This window comes from Nanchangia anserum, assembly GCF_015240065.1.
GTDB classification, from domain to species: Bacteria; Actinomycetota; Actinomycetes; order Actinomycetales; family Actinomycetaceae; genus Nanchangia; species Nanchangia anserum.
The window spans coordinates 131,490-147,781 of the sequence record NZ_CP060506.1; the positions used below are offsets into that span (position 1 = coordinate 131,490).

Genomic DNA, 16,292 nt, shown 5'->3' on the forward strand with positions numbered 1-16,292 from the left:
CCCGACTCGGTCACCGCGCCACCGATCACGATTTCGCCGGGTTATAGATCGTCGCGAGAACCGCGAGAACGCCGGCGAGGCGAATGCCGGCATCGGCGGCAATCTTCACGCACTGCTGATCGCCCTGCGCGATTCCGCTGAACACGTCATCCATGCTGATGTGGCCGACGTCGTCGTGAATCTCTTTCAGGTAGGGGCTGTTCCACCACACCTCTCCCCGGTTGGCGGTGGCCTCGAAGGCGCCACCCGACACGAAGGTCTCCAGGCACCCGCGCCTGCCGCAGCGGCACACGCTCGTGGAGGAGGTGTCGACCTGGATGTGGGCGAGTTCGCCCGACGCCCCGGCTTCGCCGCGATGGACAGCGCCCTCGGAGACGATCCCCAACCCAGCCCCAACGACAGGCGCACGTAGAAGAGATTCTCGGGGCACCGGGCCGCGAGGCGGCCGCGTGCGACATTGCGTCGACCTCGTCGTCCATCCACACCGGCATCTTCAGGTGGTAGCTGAAGAACTGGCGAACGGGGAATTCCACCCAGGGATCGTCTTGGTGCGTGGCCAGAGCAACGAGATTGAGCGGGCGACCCGTGGCCGTGTTGATCGGCATGGGCACCGTCAGTCCCAAGCCCCAGATGGGGCTGCCATCGCCGGCGGTGGCGATAAGCTCGCGTAGCTTGGCGACGAGGCTCGTGCACACGTCGGTGACGTCGTCGAGATGCCGAGACTAACGGTGAGTCGCGCCTGGATGTCCCGGTGAGCGTCGTGACGGCGAGAGCACTCTCGCGAATCCCGATGCAGCAGGTGAGGACGCGTCCGGCATCATCGTTGAAGCCCCACACCTCGGGGGAGCGCCCGCCCGTCGATGCACCGCGCCCGACGACACGAAGGAGTCCGAGGGCGGCTCCGGCCTCGATGCGTCGTTGCACGGCGTTGCGGCCAATGCGCAGGTGAGACCCGATGTCCGCGCGCGTAACCGGCTGCGGGCTGGAGCGAACGAAGGCCACGACATCGGCGACCTGGGCGATATGCGTCAACGACATGCGCCCGGATTCGGCAGAAGTGTCGGAGGTGGGGTGGCGCAGTTCATGCAGACACGGTAACAGACGCCCGTCTTTTGGTGAATCGTGGCGTAAATGAGTGACCTTTTGTCGCCCTTATGCATGAATAGTGCAAAAGTTGGCGGGCGTTCCTTGCCCCCATTATCGGTGTCGCGTTGGACTGGGACGCGACGTAACGGGCGACACATCTTGTCGACCAGGCTTCGCTCCGTGGGCAGTGGAGCCCATCGAATCAGTTCTCAGAAAGGCTGGTCATGGCGACTACAGCAGATGCGCCTCCGAAGAAGAGGGCGCAAGTTCCCCTGATCTCAAAACTCTCCTTCTCCCTCGGCGAGTTCGGGTCGCAGTTCGTATGGACAACCGTCGGCTCGTACCTCGTCCTGTTCTACACCGACGTTGCCCTGATTGCACCTGCCGCCGCAGCCACGATCATGCTTGTCGCCCGTGTCCTCGACGGGATCCAGGACATCGGGTTTGGCTACATCGCCGAACGCACGAAGTCGCGGTGGGGTCGCTTCCGCCCCTACGTCATGTTTGGCGCTCCGTTCTTGTCGCTGAGCCTGGTCATCGCGTTCGTCTCGCCGAACTCCGGTGACACCGTCAAGGTGTGGTACGCCGGCGTCACCTACGTCATCTTGTGCTTCGTCTACACCGTCGTGAACATGGCCTATGGTGCCATGGCCGGCGTCATGACGACCGATACGGACGAGCGACTGACCCTGAACTGGGTCCGTTCCATCGGCTCAGGCCTGAGCCAGGTCTTCTTGTCGGTTGTGACCATGCCGATGATCCTGTTCTTCTCGGGCATCGGCGACGGCAAGACGTACAACTCGCGCGGCTTCCTCATGACGATCATCGTCTTCGCCATCGTGTCGCTGCCGATGTTCATCATCGCGGGCGCGAAGTCCAAGGAAGTCATCACGATGGCTCCCGAGCAGTCAAACGTTCCGCTGCGCACGACAATCAAGGCCGTGTTCGGCAACCTGCCGCTCATGTGCGTCTTCGGCATGCTGCTCATCAACCTCATCGGTCTGTTCGGGCGCATCGGCTTGGTGGCGTTCTACGTCATCAACAATATGGGGGAGCCGACCAAGGTCGCCGCTGTCTTTACTGCCTTCACGATCTTCACCACGCTCGGCCAGTTCGCCATGCCGAAACTGGCGACGGTCGTCGGCAAGGCGCGCATGTGCATACTGTCGCTGCTCCTGTCGGCCGTGGCGCTGATCGCGATTTTCTTCGCCGACCCGCATAACTTCACCCTCATCCTCGCGCTCACCGCCGTCTACGGCTTCTCCGGCTTCGCCGCTCCGATCGCGCTGTCGATGATTCCCGACGCCGTCGACCACTACGAGTGGAAGCATGGCATCCGCGCCGACGGCACGAGCTACGCGACCGTGTCGCTGTCGACCAAGATCGCTTCGGCCTTCGGTGGCGCCATCGGCCTGTACATCATCGGCTGGTTCGGCTACAACGGCGCCGCGAAGGTGCAGACCGCCGAAGCCATCCAGGGCATCAACATCGCGGCAAACCTCGTGCCCGCCGTTCTCGCGCTCGTCGCCGTCATCCCGATGCTGTTCTACAAGCTCGACCACAAGACCATGCAGAAGGTGGCCAAGGATCTCGAAGAGCGTCGCGCCGCCGGCACGATCGTTGCCGACGCAGAGGACGAGGACTAGACACACGATGCTGCTGAGGGAGGTTGCCTGGCCTAGCGGGGATGCCTCCCTCAGCAGGTCTTCTTGAGACAGGCACGAGACGCGATAGGTTCTGGACCGGGAGACCGCGTGCGGAGATAAGGACGCGGTTACCGCGAGGGCGCGGCCCGCCTGGTCCCGGCGGAATCGACAAGCATAGGAGGACCCGGATGTCAGCATTATTCGACCGTCTCAGCGACGCCCAGAACGCGCGTATCGATGACCTGATGGCGCGCATGACCTGGGAGGACAAGCTCAACCAGCTCCAAGTCACCTTCGCCATGAGTGACGACGAGCAAGACGCGCGGGCGGCAAGCGGCATCGGGGCGCTCTTTTGGCCCATGAGCGCGGCAGCGACAAACCGGATTCAGCGGGTTGCGGTCGAGCAATCGCGCCTGGGCATCCCCCTCCTCATCGGCCTTGACGTCATCCACGGCCAATTCACGACGTTCCCCATCCCGCTGGCGATGGCTGCCAGTTTGGAGCCCGCAGATGTCGAATGCGCGGCGCGCACGAGCGCCGAGGAGGCGCGATCGGGTGGCGTGAACTGGACATTCGCGCCCATGATTGATGTCAGCCGCGACCCGCGGTGGGGACGCGTCGCCGAGGGTTTTGGCGAAGACCCCCTCATCACCTCGCGCATGGCCGCCGGCAGCGTCGCCGGCTTCCAGACCGATGACCTGGCGGGCCCGGCGACCATGGCGGCGTGCGCAAAACACTTCATCGGCTATGGCGCAGGCGAGGGCGGTCGCGACTACAACACCGTTGACATGTCCGAGCTGCGGCTGCGCTCGACTTACCTGCCCAGCTTCGCCAGCGCCGTCGATGCCGGCGTCGCCACGGTCATGGCCTCCTTCAACACGTTCAACGGCGTGCCCGTCCACGCCAACCGTTACCTGCTTACCGATGTCTTGCGCGGCGAGTTGGGGTTTGCCGGCGCCGTCGTCGGCGACGCCTCGGGCGTGGAAAACCTCGTTCCTCACGGCCTCGCCCACGGCCTCGCCGAGGCCGCGACACTGGCCTACCGCGCGGGATTGAGCATCGAGATGGGTGGCAACATGTACAGCCTCGATCACGGTGCCCTCCTCGACGAGGGCGATCCCGAGGTGGTCGCACGCGTCGAGGAAGCCTGTCGCATCGTATTGCGACTCAAGATGGCGATGGGGCTGTTTGACAACCCCTACGTCGACGAGGCGACCGAGGTCAACGCGCCGAGCGATCACACGCGCCAGCGCGCCCTCAATGTCGCCCGCCACTGTCCGGTTCTCCTCACCAACGACGGTACCTTGCCACTGTCTCGGTCAATGCGTCGGGTCCTCCTTGCCGGTCCCGGCGCGGATTCACTCGATCACCTGGGTGCGTGGGTGCAGCAGGCCTTCGCCGCGCCGCCCACCGAGACCCTTGCCGACGCGTTGGGCGAGCTGCTAGGCAGCGACGGGCCCGAGCTCGTCAGCGTCGGCCAGATGGATCCCCTCGCGATCATCGACGCCGACATCGAGCGCGTGCGCGATGCGGCCGCCGGGTGCGACGTCATCGTGTTGGCGCTCGAAGAACCCTCCCAGCTCACGGGCGAGGCCACCTCGCGTGCCAGCCTGCGACTGCCGGGCGGCCAAGAACGCCTCATCGCCGCGGCCACCGCCACGGGCATCCCCGTCGTCGTCGTCCTTACCAACGGGCGTCCCCTCGTCGTCGCCGACTGGATCGACCAGCCCAATGCCGTCCTCGAAGCCTGGCACCTGGGAATTGAGGGGCCGCGCGCTATCGCCGACATCCTGCTCGGCCACGTCAGCCCATCGGGGCGCCTGCCCATGGCATTCCCGCGCCACGAAGGACAGCTGCCCGCCTGCTACGACGCCCACGAAAACACCGGACGGCCGGCGTCTGTGGGCGGCAGCATGCGCAAGCCGACGTTTGACGTCGGGCTGGACGGACCCGCCAACCTCCAAGAATTTTTCACCTCGAAATACCGCGATCTCGACCTGGGTCCGCAGTTCAGCTTCGGCCACGGCCTCAGCTACGCCGATCTGTCACTGGACACGCGCCTGGGCACCGATTCAATCAGCCTGGCCGACCTCGATGCCGGCGCCACGATCACGGTCGAGGTGACGCTGAGCAACGCGTCCTCGATCGACGTCGAGTGGACCCCGCTCGTCTTCGTCACCGACGTCGTCGCCTCCATCGCTCCGGCTGTGCGCCGTCTCGCCGACTTTAAGCGGCTGCGGATCCGCGCCCACGGCTCGGCCACGTGGCGCTGCCAGATCGGGGCCGAGCAGCTGGGATTCCATACGGGCGATGCCCGCGGATTCATCGTCGAACCCGGCGAATTCCGCATCCACGTCGCCGGCACCACCGACACTGCCACCCACACCCTGACCGTCACGGCGCGCTGAGAGGAATTCCTCATGATTGTCACGACTACCTATCCCGAAAAAGCCGGCCGACTCCTCGGCGCCCACGCCGAACGTATCCACCTCGTCGCCGATCTGCCGCCCCACCGGGAGTGGACCGAGGAGCACGCCCGCATCGGCGCGGCCTTCGATGCCCCCGTCGAGCCGATCGAACTGCCCGAGGTCGACACGACCAACCTGAGCGTCCCCGGCCCGCGCGGCCCCATCGGTGTATGCCTGTACACCCCGCAGGTGTTGGTCGAGGCCGACGAGGATGGCCGGCGTCCTGCGTTCGTGTGGATTCACGGCGGTGCCTTCATCAGTGGTGACCTCGACGGTCCCGAGGCCGACCACACCTCACGCCGCATCGCCCACGCCACGGGCATCCCCGTCATCTCGGTCGACTATCGCCTGTGCCGCGATGGCGTGTGCCACCCCGCGCCCCACGACGACGTGTGGGCGGCCTACCTGTGGGTGCGCGAGGGCGGCCACGGGATCGCCACCGACCCAGCCCGCGTGGTCGTCGGCGGAGCCAGCGCCGGCGGCTGCCTTGCGGGAACCATCGGCGTGCACGGCCGCGACGCCGCGACGTCGCCGGCCGCGGTGGTATTGATCTATCCGACCTGCCATTACCCCGTCCCCGCACCCGACGCTGAACTCTCACACCTGCTCGACCAACTCCCGCCCCTGTTCCGCTCCGATAGCTCCGATCACGACGCACTGAACTGGAACTACCTGGGCGGGCGCGCTGATCAGCCGCCCGGACACGTCGACAACATCGGGTGGGCGCTCCCCGGCCAGGCCGACGACCTCACCGGATTCCCGCCTACCTACATCGAAAACTGCGAATTCGACGAACTGCGCGCCTCGGGCGAAAAATTCGCTACCCAGCTGCGCGAGGTTGGCTGCGACGTCGAGATGCACACCGTACCGGGCGAAATCCACGGCCACCTCAGCGTGCCAGGCCTGCCCTCAGCCACACAAACCTGCGCCAACATGGCGACCTATCTGAAAGCGGTGACGACACGATGAGCACGATGTGGAGCAGCGGTATCGAGGGCCAGCGACGCGCGAACCTGGCAGACGGGACCTACCGCAACCCCGTCATCGGCGGTGACCACCCCGATCCGACGATCCTGCGCGTCGGCGACACCTACTACATGACGTTTTCCTCCTTCGACGCCAGCCCCGGCATCATCTTGTGGAAATCGACCAACCTCGTCGACTGGGACATCGTCGGCCCCATCCTCGCCAACCCCTGGGGCACCGTCTTCGCCTGCGACCTCATCGCCGTTGGCGACCGCTACTACATATACATCCCCTTCATGCCCGCCCCCTGGTCCGACCTCGACGCCCCCACCATCGCCGTCATGTGGACCGACGACATCGAGGGGGAGTGGAACGGCCCGATCGACCTCGGCATTCGGGGCATGATCGACCCCGGCCACGCCATCGGTGAGGACGGTAAGCGCTACCTCTTCCTCAACGGCGTCGAGCGCATCGCCCTCGCCGACGACGGCCTGAGCACCATCGGCCCCCAAGAACACGTCTACGACGGCTGGCGCTACCCCGAGGACTGGATCGACGAAGCCTACTCTCTCGAAGGCCCCAAACACGTCGTCCGCGACGACTGGCACTACCTCATCTCCGCCGTCGGCGGCACCGCCGGTCCCGCGACCGGACACATGGTCATCGTCGCGCGCTCACGCAGCATCGACGGGCCGTGGGAAAACATGCCGACCAACCCGCTCGTGCGCTGCCAAAATGACAGCGAACCGTGGTGGTCACGCGGACACGGCACCCTCCTCGAAGGCCCCGACGGCCAGTGGTACCTCGTCTACCACGCCTACGAACGCGGCCACCAAGAACTCGGCCGCCAGGTCTGCCTCGAACCCGTCGACTGGAGTGAGGACGGGTGGCCCGTCGCACGCGGCGGCGACCTGCGCACACCGCTACCGGCCCCCGCAACAACCGAGCACACACCCGAAACCCGCCGCGCCCTCTCCGACGACTTCACCGCGCCGGCGTGGGGATGGCGCTGGACCTTCGACCGACCCGACGCCGACGAAACCACCCGTGCCCACTTCGGCGACGACGGCCTCACGCTTGCCGCCAAAGGCACCGACATCGCCTCGAGCTCACCGATGCTCGTCCTCGCCGGAGACCACTCCTACACCATCGGCACCGAACTCGAACGCCTCGACGACACCACGCGCGCCGGCCTGCTCCTGTACTTCAACCACCGACTCTTCGTCGGCATGGAACTCGAACCCACCGGACTCACGACGTGGGCCGGCGGCACCCCCACGTGGGGCCGCGAACCCGTCCCCGCAGGCGTGAAACGCATCGGGCTGCGAATTGACAAACGCGGCCACATCGTCACGATGTACTACCGCCTGCCGGGCCAGGACTGGACCCGCCACTCCACCCGGTTTGAAGCCAGCGGCTACCACGCCAACACGGCAAACGACCTCGTCAGCCTGCGCCCCGCCCTCTTCGCCGCGGGCAGCGGAAGCGTGCGCTTCACCCACTTCACCTACCGGGGAGAAAGCGACCCAACCCCATGAGCACGCCCGAGGCACTCCACCACCCGCAGCACCGCTACCACCTCGACGCCGCCCGCTTCGCCACCCCACACTCCGGCGACCGCCCCGGCATCCGCTGGTGGTGGATGCACCCACGCGACGCCCACACCCTCACCGACGAACTCGACCACATCGCCCAGGCAGGATTCGGCGAGGTCGAAATCGCCTTCTCACCCGACTTCTGGGCCACCCAGCACCAGCGCGACTGCCTGCACGCCGTGCTCGTGCGCGCCCGCGAACTCGACATCGGCGTCTCCATGACACTCGGCGCCAACTGGCCCCTCACCACCCCCAACACGACCACCGGCACCCCACACGCCGCCCAAGAACTCCAATACGGCCACACCCGCGTCGAAAAAGGCCCCTGCACCATCACCATCCCCGCACCCTTCGACGACCCCGAGATAACCCGCCCCAGCCGACTCATCGCCGTCATCGCCGCACGCGTCCTCACCGAAGGCGACGACATCTCCATCGTCCCCTCCACAAAACCCTTCGGCCCACCCACCACCGTCATCGGCCCCGACACCCCAACCATCCTCGACCCCACCACGCTGCGCGACATCACCACCCACGTCACCGGCACCCGCCTCACCTGGAACGCCCCCGCCGGCACCTGGGCACTCATCGCATTTTGGCAACGCGACACCGCCCAGGCCTACACGAGCTTCCTCGACCCACACGCCACACGCGCCGCCCTCGCCTACCTCGACACCCACCAAATCGGCCCCGACAACGCCCCACTACTCCCCGACGTCGGCCGCGACATGTTCGAAGACTCCCTCGAACTCAACGCCGACACCCTCTTTTGGAGCGACGACTTCCTCGACCACTTCCACGCCTGGCACGGCTACGATCTGCGCCCCTACCTCCCCCTCCTCCTCTCCCACGGCATGTGCCACTACTGGGTCCCCAACACCGACACCCCCTCACACTTCGAAACCCCCACCACACTGGCACAACGCATCCGCACCGACTACAACACCCTCCTCACCCACCTCTACATCACCAACCACCTCTCGATCATCCACACCTGGGCCACCGGCCACGGCATGCGCCACAAAGCCCAAGCCGCCTACGGCCACAACCTCGGCCCCATCGCCTCCTTCCGCGCGCTCGCGGCCCAGGGAGGACGTGCCGAAGGCGAGTCACTAAACGCCGGCGAACGCATTCCCGTACACAGAAACCACCCGCTATGGCGATGGAGCCTCGACTGGATGCGCTGCGTCGTCGCCGGAGCCCACCAGGGCGGAACAACTCGAATCTCCAGCGAACTAGGTGCACAACTGGGAGCAGCCTTCACCTTCTCACTCGGCGACTACCGCGCCCTCCTCAACAAAGAATGGGCCAGCGGCATCACCACACCCATCGTCCACGGCTACGCAAGCCAGGCCCCCAACTGCCAATGGCCCGGCGAATCACGATTCGGACACTTCGTGGCGGAGTCATGGAACCGCGAGCACTACCCCGAATGGACGAACTGGCCCGCCCTAACCGACCGATGGGCACGAACCGTCACCGTCCTCGAGACGGGAACCCCACGCACCGACGTCGCCATCTACTACGACGGATTCTTGACCACGGCAGCCCGCGGCACCCCAGAAGACGACGCAACAGCCCCCGAACGCATCGCCGACACGACCGCCCTCGAAAACGCCGGATACTCCGTGCACTACATCGACTCCTCCGGCATCCTCGAAGCCCCGATCGGACACGGCGAACTATTCCCCAACGGCCCCGGCTACCGCGCCCTCATCCTCGCAACCACTCGCCTCGCCGCCCGCGCCCTCACAGCACTCCGCCGCATCGCCGCCACCGGAGTGCCCATCGTCATCGTCGGCGACCTCCCCGCCGGCGACTCCGGCTGGGGCGGAGGCGACCGCGACGACAACGTCAATAACACCCTGACAACCCTGCTCACCACCGAGCACGTACGCCACGTCGACACCTGGGCGAAAATCCCCCACACCCTGCGCGACCTCAACGTCGCCCCGCGCTACGCCTTCCCCGGCGGCAACATCCTCACCCAGGTACGCGAAAGCGACGACGCCACCTACCTACTGGCATACAACACCACCGACCACCAGGTCACCGCTCCCATCCCCTCAACAGCCCCCACAATGCACCAACTCGATCCCGATACCGGCCACACCCACCGCCTCGACCACACCCCCGCCCCCACAATCGAGATCGAGGCAGGCGACATCGCACTGCTGCGACTCAGCAACACTCCCGCCCCCGAGTGGGACGCGCTCGCGGCTCCGGTTGCCCCGGTGCCGGGTGCATGCGAGGCCGAGCTCGGACCGTGGACCATCGCGGTGGCGGGAGCGCGCGGCGAAGACCTCATGCTCACGCGAGCGCACCTGGGGGATTGGCGCGATGACGACGAGTTGGGCGAGGTGTCGGGCGTCGCCATCTACCGAACGCCGGTGCGGTGGCCGCGTGAGGTTCGCGGCACGGTGTGGTGCAGTCTCGGTCGCATCGACGGTTCAGCTCGCATTCGCGAGGGCAATGCTTTCGGCGCGCCGATCATCTCCGACCGCCCCGTCGCTCTTCCACCTGCGGCCTACGCCGAGGGGATCCTCGAGATCGAGGTGCGAACCCCGCTGCGCAACGCAGCCTTAGCTGCGGGCGTTGTCACTGCCGGCCCGTGGCCCATTGAGCTGACGACCCGCCCGCAGGGCCTGAGCGGTCCCGTCCGCGTGTGGGCTAGTCCCGACCGATAACCACACATAAGGAGTATGAACATGAAGCCGATTCCTGCCGTACGCAATCACGGAGGCATCCCCACGCTCTACGTTGACGACGAGCCGTTCTTCATCCGCGGCGGTGAGTTGCATAACTCCAGCGCGTCGCAGTTGGACTACATGAATTCCCACGTGTGGCCCAACCTGCGCGACCTCAACATGAATGCGGTCCTCGTGCCGGTGTACTGGGAACTCGTTGAGCCGGAGCCGGGGCACTTTGATTTCACACTCGTCGACGGTCTGGTGGCACAAGCGCGCGAGAACTCCCTGCGGCTCGTCCTGCTGTGGTTCGGTCTGTGGAAGAACTCCGAATCGATGTATGCCCCCGCATGGGTGAAGCGCGATACGGATACCTACCGCCGGGGGGAAGACGTTTCGGGCCGACCGGCGACCATCGTCACCCCGCTGTGTGAGGCAGCCGTCACGCGTGACGCCCAGGCTTTCGCCGCGCTCATGGCTCATCTGCGCGACACTGATGCTGAGCGCACGGTCATCATGGTGCAGGTCGAAAACGAAATCGGCATTCTCGGCTCTGATCGCGACTACAGTGCTGAGGCCGAAGCCGCCTTCGCCAGCGCGGTTCCCGAGTGCCTGTCTCGCGAGGACGGCACGACTGGTACGTGGAGCGAGGTCTATGGCGATAACGCCGGCGAGGCTTTCATGGCCTACCACTACGCGAGCGCGGTTGAGAAGATCACCGCGGCAGGTCGGGCCGAATATCCGCTGCCATGCTATGCGAATGCCTGGCTCAAGCAGTATCCCTGGTATCCGGGTTCGTATCCGTCTGGCGGGCCGGTGTGCGATGTTCACCCGGTGTGGCGCGCCGCCGCCCCGTCGTTGGTGACCCTGGCTCCCGATATCTACGTGCCCTACGTGCCCGACGTCATTGACGCCTACGGCTACGACGGCAACCCGCTGTTTATCCCAGAGGTGCGCAAAGACGCCGTCACCGCCTCGTATTGCCTCTACGCCTTCGGCAAGGCTCACGCGCTGGGATACTCGCCGTTCGGCATCGAGGAACTCGTCCTCCCCGAGGAGCAGATCGACAAGCCGCCGATGGCCGTCATGCGCGCGCTCAATATCGACCCGACTGCGTTCGACACCGCCGGTAGTGCCCGTTATCTGGCGGCAACCTACGAGATGTGCGAGCGTCTCATGCCGATCTACCTCAAATATCGTGCGAGCGATCGGATGTGGGCATTTTGTCGGCATAACGAAACGGACTTCGGGACGTTCATTAGCGCCAGCGAGTTCGACATCAGCGTCGCGTATGCTCCCCGCGAGTCGCGCAAGCCCGTCGGAGCGGGCATCGTCATCGAGTGCGAGGACGGGTCCTTCATTATCTGCGGCATGATGTCGACGATCTCGTTCCGGGCCAAGCCCGGTCGCAATGTCACCGTCGACTTTCTCACTGTCGAAGAGGGGACGTTCATCGACGGGCAGTGGCAGCGCGGGCGCGTCCTCAACGGCGACGAACGCATGTCGCTGCGGCTGGGCGATACCGTGACCTGCCTCAAGGCCACTCCCTACGCGTTTTAGGCACGCGCATCGCTAACATCCTCACGCCCCCCGCTTATGCACAGTTAAGGCAGAAGAATGCGGCGAAGTGTCGATCAGTGTTCTCTACTGTGCAAAAGTAGGGGGCGTGAGGCCGACAGGCCCGCCTGCTCGATCAGACGGAACGAGCGCATTCGTCACAGAACATAGGAGTTCTCATCATGAGCGACAAGCTTCGCATTGGCATCATCGGGCTGGGGTTCATCGGGACCCAGAAGCACCTGGTCGGACTTTCGCAGCACCTGGATCGCTGCGACATGGTGGCTTTCTGCGACTACGAGATCGATCGTGCCGAGAAGGCACAGAAGGAATACGGCAGCGACGACTCCTACGCCTGCACCGACTACCGCAAGGTCGTAGATGATCCGTCGATCGACGTCGTCCACGTGTGCACGTGGAACGTCAACCACTGCGAGATCACCTGCGCCGCGCTCGAGGCCGGCAAGCACGTCCTCGTGGAGAAGCCGATGGCGGTCACCGGCGAGGATGCCCGCAAGATGGTCGAGACGGCCAAGCGCACGGGTAAGAAGCTGTCGGTCGGCTTCCAGTACCGCTTCCGCAAGGAAGCCCAGTTCCTCCGCAAGGTGGTCGATGAGGGCCGCCTGGGCGAGATCTACGCCGCCAAGGCCCACGCGATCCGCCGCCGCGGCGTGCCGATCTGGGGCGTGTTCACCGACAAGGAGAAGCAGGGTGGTGGCCCGCTGATCGACCTCGGTGGTCACGCGATCGACCAGGCCCTGTGGTACATGGACAACTACGAGGTCGCTCAGGTCGTCGGCGTCGTCAACTACAAGCTCGGCGACAAGCCCGAGGGCAACATGGCTGGCCCGTGGGATCCCGAGACCTACTCGGTCGAGGACTCGGCCTTCGGTTTCGTCACGTTCAAGAACGGCGCCTCGCTCTTTGTTGAGGCCTCGTGGGCGCTCAACGTCCAGGACTCGCGCGAGGGTTGCGTCACCCTGTGTGGCACCGAAGGTGGTGCCGATACCGTCCAGGCTCCGGCCGGATCCGATCTCATCGTGACCCTCAACAACGTTCAGGGTGGTGAACTCGTCAAGACTCACCCCGAAGCCGCGGCCGCCTACTTCGGTGCCGGCGGCGATGCGATGAGCGGGTTCGAGTACATGGGCGGCCTGGAAGCAGGCGCGTGGCTCGACGCAATTCTCGACGACACCGAGCCTTACGTCACGGCCGAACAGGCCTGCGTTGTCACCGAGATTCTTGACGCGATCTACAAGTCCGCCGAGAACGGTGGCAAGCCCGTCGTCTTCGACTAATCACGTCGGTCAGCACTGAGACGACATAGGCACAACTATGGGTATCAAGAGAGGCGTCAGCCTGTACTCGTACCAGGACGAATACGTGCGCGGCACGCTCGACCTGGAAGATTGCGTCGCAGTCAGTGCCGGCCTGGGGGCGCTGGGCATCGAGACGCTGGCGGAACAGATGTTTCCCGTTACCCGATGCCCGGCCAGCCCGACCTGCCCGACTCGTTTTACGACTCGTGGAAGCAACTCATGGCCACGCACGGCACCGTGGCGACGGCGCATGATCTCTTCCTCGACACGAAGCTCTATCCCGACCGTTTGCTCAGCCACGACGAAATGGTGGACTCGCTTAAACGCGACATCCGCCATACGGCGAAGCTGGAGGCGTCCTACATCCGCATCATCGTCAACACTCCGCCCGAGGTCGTCGAGGCGGCGGCTCCGTACGCGCGTGACCTCGGGGTGTGGATGGGCGTGGAGATCCACTCTCCCTTCCACTTCGAACGACGACTGGATCAAGCGTCACCTCGATGTCGCCTCGCGCGTCGGTTCCGATGTCGTGGGATGCGTGCCCGACCTGGGAATCTTCGTCGAGCGGCTGCCCCGAGTCATCATCGAGCGGGCGTTGCGTGACGGGGCGGATCCTGAGATCGCCAAGAAGATCATTGCGACCTACGACGATCGCGGCGACGTTGACGGATTGTTGGAGCGCCTCATTGCTGATGGCTGTGACCCGGTCACGGTGGGATTGGCGCGAAACGCGACCTTCATGATTGCCAAGGATCCGCAGTGTCTCATCGAACATCGCGAGTTCATCAAGCACATTCACGCGAAGTTCTACGAGATGGTGGACGACGGCGAAACCCCGTACGAATACTCGATTCCCTATCCCAAGATTGTCGCCGCGCTCAAACAGGCGGATTACGAGGGATACCTGTCGAGTGAATACGAGGGCAACCGCCACATCGAGGACGCCGAGCCTGTCGATTCGGTGGCTCAGGTGAGGCTTCACCAGCGGATGTTGGCCGCGCTCATTGATGAGGAGGACGAGACGAATGTTTAACGACCTCATTGTCAAAGACGGGTCGGTCCGTAACCTGTCGGGTGAGCGTGAGGGATTCGCTTTCGAGACTCACATTGCCTACTACCGCGGCCTCGGGCTGTCGATGGTCGAGACTCCCCGTATCGTCATTGACGGCGAGGAGATCGCAGGCGAGAACGTGACATTTACCCTGCACGGGAAGACGCGGACGTTTGCCGAGCTGGCTCATGTCTACGACGAACGCTGGGAGCTGCGTGAGTTCGCTACCGTGGGCGTCGCCTATCCGGGCGGCCTCGCCGCGGGTGAGCACACTCTGGAGGTCACGCAGACGCTGCGGGTGTCGTACCTGCCCATTCTGTCGCAGAACACGGTGAGTGTTCGATTCACCATTGATTAGCTGACTGATCCCGTAACTACACGGAAGGACGTGGGGTAATGCCCACCAAGTTCATGCGTCTGGGATTTGAGAAACAGACGCTTCGCAACCTGAAGAACGTGAAGGAAAAGGGCCACGACGTCGGTTGGACCATCGACGTCGGCCTCAACTACTACCGTGGGACGCCGCTGTCGGCGGTCGAGCGCCTCGAGCTCGCAGTCGACGGCAAGCGTGTCGACGACAACGACATCCTCGTTGAGATCAACGGCAAGCGACTGCGCATCCACGAGGTGCCACTGGCGTTTACCGAGTATTGGGGCGTGCGTACACCGATCCGGCTCCACGTCTACGGCGAGACGCTGACGCCGGGTGAACACGACATCGAACTGACCTTGGAAGCGCGCGTCGTCTACATGGAGTTTGCCCCGGGCGTCTTCGGCATGTTTGACGGTTCTGCCCGCGCCACGATGACGGTGGAGGAGTGATAGCCATGGCAACGATCAACGGAGTTGAACAGGGTGTGTCGACATACAGCTACACCCAGCAATTCATTGAGCGTCCCGATTTCGGCATCGACACCGTCTTGAAGCATGTCGCTGACCTCGGTGTTCGCCGCTTCGAACTCGTCGGTGCGCAAACCTTCGGTGCCTACCCGGTGCCCGAGGCCCGCGAAATCGACGAGGTGCTCGAATCGTCCGAAAAACACGGACTGGAGCCGTTCTCCTATGGCGGCTACGTCGACCTCGGGCGCATCACCGGGTATCGCATGAGCGAGGATGACATCTTGTCGGACATCCACCTCGACATCATGACGACGAAGGCCCTGGGTGCGAAGTACATGCGCGGCTCGGGCATCTCGGCCCAGCTGCTGCCGCGCGTGGCCGAACTCGCTGAGCGCCACGACGTGACGATCGGCCTCGAGATTCACGCGCCGCACACGCCGTCGGATCCCTCGACGCTGGAGTACATGAAGGTCCTGGAGAAGCTGGGGACGACCCGCGTGGGTCTCGTGCCCGACTTCGGGATGTTCATCGAGCGTCCCACCGAGATCGCGATTAACCGCTACGTCGAACTGGGGGCGGATCGCGACCGGCTGGAGTGGATCATCGAGAACCGCCACAACGGCATGACCGAGGAGGAGATGCAGGAACACATCGCCTCACGCGGTGGCGGCGAGGGCGAGAAGATCGCGATCTCCGAGTGGTTCGGTTACCTGTCGTTCGCCCCGGCCGACATCGAGGGCTTCGCCGCGATGGTGCCGTACGTGTCCTACGTGCACGGAAAGTTCTACCACGTCAACGAGGACCTTGACGAGCCGACGATCCCCTACGCCGCGGCCATGCAGACCCTGGTCAAGGGAGGGTTCACGGGCGTCTTCTTGTCGGAGTACGAGGGACATGCCTTCTACCTCGACGATGCCGACGAACAGCTGCGTCGCCACCTTGCGATGGGAGAGAAGATCCTCACGGACATGTAGTTGTCTCTCACGCGTGTGGGGCGGGTGTGTTGCATTCGCCCCACACATGAGTCTCCGCCACGGCGGAGAGCGGTTCCCTGGCCGAGGCCCAGAACTCCGCAGA

13 protein-coding genes are annotated in these 16,292 nt (G+C 64.7%); 12 read left to right on the forward strand and 1 reads right to left on the reverse strand.

What is annotated here, in order from left to right; translation table 11 throughout:
- Window positions 1–25: 25 nt before the first annotated feature.
- Window positions 26–385, reverse strand: a complete 360-nt coding sequence (locus H8R18_RS00530; RefSeq protein WP_194189293.1) for an ROK family protein — start codon at window positions 383–385, stop codon at window positions 26–28.
- Between the two features lie 925 nt (window positions 386–1,310).
- Between H8R18_RS00530 and H8R18_RS00535 the strand changes: the two genes are divergently transcribed.
- The 12 genes from H8R18_RS00535 to H8R18_RS00585 all read left to right on the forward strand — a co-directional run bounded on the left by H8R18_RS00535 (window position 1,311) and on the right by H8R18_RS00585 (window position 16,189).
- The gene (locus H8R18_RS00535; RefSeq protein ID WP_191071756.1) at window positions 1,311–2,732 is read left to right on the forward strand and encodes an MFS transporter; all 1,422 of its coding nucleotides are present in this window, start codon (window positions 1,311–1,313) and stop codon (window positions 2,730–2,732) included.
- Window positions 2,733–2,920: 188 nt separating this feature from the next.
- Window positions 2,921–5,140 carry a glycoside hydrolase family 3 N-terminal domain-containing protein gene (locus H8R18_RS00540; protein ID WP_191071757.1) on the forward strand — a complete coding sequence of 740 codons (2,220 nt, stop codon included), beginning with the start codon at window positions 2,921–2,923 and terminating at the stop codon, window positions 5,138–5,140.
- Window positions 5,141–5,152: 12 nt separating this feature from the next.
- Complete coding sequence (locus H8R18_RS00545) at window positions 5,153–6,169, forward strand: alpha/beta hydrolase (RefSeq protein WP_191071758.1); 1,017 nt, start codon at window positions 5,153–5,155, stop codon at window positions 6,167–6,169.
- Entirely contained in the window at window positions 6,166–7,704 is a 1,539-nt protein-coding gene (locus H8R18_RS00550; RefSeq protein ID WP_191071759.1) for a family 43 glycosylhydrolase, read from the forward strand. Before H8R18_RS00545 ends, H8R18_RS00550 begins: the two co-directional genes overlap by 4 nt.
- The gene (locus H8R18_RS00555) at window positions 7,701–10,448 is read left to right on the forward strand and encodes a glycosyl hydrolase (RefSeq protein ID WP_194189294.1); all 2,748 of its coding nucleotides are present in this window, start codon (window positions 7,701–7,703) and stop codon (window positions 10,446–10,448) included. The genes H8R18_RS00550 and H8R18_RS00555 overlap by 4 nt, the downstream gene beginning before the upstream one ends.
- A gap of 21 nt (window positions 10,449–10,469) precedes the next feature.
- Entirely contained in the window at window positions 10,470–12,008 is a 1,539-nt protein-coding gene (locus tag H8R18_RS00560) for a GH35 family beta-galactosidase (RefSeq protein ID WP_191071761.1), read from the forward strand.
- Window positions 12,009–12,187: 179 nt separating this feature from the next.
- On the forward strand, window positions 12,188–13,303 hold the full coding sequence (locus H8R18_RS00565) for a Gfo/Idh/MocA family protein (protein WP_191071762.1): 1,116 nt from the start codon (window positions 12,188–12,190) through the stop codon (window positions 13,301–13,303).
- 186 nt (window positions 13,304–13,489) lie between these two features.
- Complete coding sequence (locus tag H8R18_RS08970) at window positions 13,490–13,927, forward strand: sugar phosphate isomerase/epimerase (protein WP_227712821.1); 438 nt, start codon at window positions 13,490–13,492, stop codon at window positions 13,925–13,927.
- The gene (locus H8R18_RS08975) at window positions 13,863–14,357 is read left to right on the forward strand and encodes an apurinic/apyrimidinic endonuclease family protein (protein WP_227712822.1); all 495 of its coding nucleotides are present in this window, start codon (window positions 13,863–13,865) and stop codon (window positions 14,355–14,357) included. Before H8R18_RS08970 ends, H8R18_RS08975 begins: the two co-directional genes overlap by 65 nt.
- On the forward strand, window positions 14,350–14,733 hold the full coding sequence (locus H8R18_RS00575; protein ID WP_191071764.1) for a C-glycoside deglycosidase beta subunit domain-containing protein: 384 nt from the start codon (window positions 14,350–14,352) through the stop codon (window positions 14,731–14,733). The genes H8R18_RS08975 and H8R18_RS00575 overlap by 8 nt, the downstream gene beginning before the upstream one ends.
- Before the next feature lie 38 nt (window positions 14,734–14,771).
- On the forward strand, window positions 14,772–15,197 hold the full coding sequence (locus H8R18_RS00580; protein WP_191071765.1) for a C-glycoside deglycosidase beta subunit domain-containing protein: 426 nt from the start codon (window positions 14,772–14,774) through the stop codon (window positions 15,195–15,197).
- A 5-nt stretch (window positions 15,198–15,202) separates the two neighbouring features.
- Window positions 15,203–16,189, forward strand: coding sequence for a sugar phosphate isomerase/epimerase family protein (locus H8R18_RS00585; RefSeq protein WP_191071766.1), 987 nt, complete (start codon window positions 15,203–15,205; stop codon window positions 16,187–16,189).
- Window positions 16,190–16,292: the final 103 nt, after the last annotated feature.